The organism is Paraburkholderia sp. Ac-20347, from assembly GCF_017104805.1.
Taxonomy (GTDB): Bacteria; Pseudomonadota; Gammaproteobacteria; order Burkholderiales; family Burkholderiaceae; genus Paraburkholderia; species Paraburkholderia tropica.
In genome coordinates this window covers 1-1,164 of record NZ_JAAGPN010000570.1, presented here as the reverse complement: position 1 = coordinate 1,164, position 1,164 = coordinate 1, and the positions used below count along the sequence as shown (strand labels likewise).

The 1,164-nt window shown below is 71.0% G+C and carries 1 protein-coding gene; it reads left to right on the top strand.

Annotated features, from left to right (window positions below; genetic code table 11):
• Nucleotides 1–1,164, top strand: a 1,164-nt coding sequence (locus G3N97_RS38730; protein ID WP_205997988.1) for an alpha-E domain-containing protein, incomplete at both ends; no start/stop codon positions are given.

The following is a 1,164-nucleotide window of genomic DNA, read 5'->3' as shown; positions in this document are numbered from 1 at the left end:
TCACTTGCGCTCTGCCTGTTGTTTCTCTTCTAGCGCCCCCCCAGCACCACCCTGCCGCGCCCACCCTTCCCCTACACGACCCCCTGCCGATCTGCCGACCTGGCCCGGCGGCGCGCACGCCAAAGACAGCAAGCGCGCCACGCCGCCGGGCCTCGCGGCGGGTCCGCAAACGCTCGCCGACTGGCGCGCGCGCATCGAGCAACTGCCCGACGCCTTCACGGTCCAGCAGCCGCTGAACTACAGCTACACGCCGCGCTACGAGAACGCCGCCGGCCAGGACCGCGCCGACGCCTCCGGCGGCGCGCCCATGCTCGGCGGGCGGCCCGCGGTGCTGCGCGTCTACGCCATCGCCGACCAGACATGCGGCTGGCGCGTGCTGCCGGGCGGCTTCACGCGCCTCGCGGCCGAACATCAGGAATCCGTATCGATGCAGGTGGGCGGCAGCAGCGTCGATACCTGGGTGCTGTCGAGCCAGCCCGGCACGGCGTTTTCGCTGTTGCCGAGTCCGATGAAGCCTTCCGATCTGCGCCGCGAGCATCGGCGCGTATCGAGCCGCGCCGCCGAAAACCTCTTCTGGGCAGGCCGATACGGCGAGCGCGCCGAAAACGCCGTGCGTTTGTGCCGCCTGATTCTCGGCTCGCTCGAAGGCAGCGACGCCGAGGAACTGTTCAGCACCTTCACGGAACTGGCCGCCGCAAGCGGCCTCGTAATGGGCGCTGGCGCTGGCACGGCGAACACGACGAGCACGGCGAACACCGACGAAACACTAGCCGGCCGCCGACGCGGCCTCGACGGCTTCGAGCGCGAACTCGTCGCCAATCTGCATGAAAGCGCGCGCGCGCCCAGCATCGGCCAGATGCTCGCGAGCCAGGCCTACGCGTGCGGCGAAATACGCGGGCGTCTGTCGAGCGATCACTGGCGCACCGTGCTCGCCGCGCGCAACGACTTCCGCGACGCGCTGCAGGCGCTCTCGCTCGCGCCCGCGCCCGCGCGCCAGGGCGTGCTGCTCGAATTCCGCCAGCCGACGCCGTACGACCGCATGGCGCTGATCCGCGCGCTCGACGCGCTCGCCACGCAACTGAGCGCGATCAGCGGCTGCCAGGGCGACCGCATGACGCGCGACGAAGCGTGGCGTCTGCTGTTCGCGGGCCGCCATATCGAGCA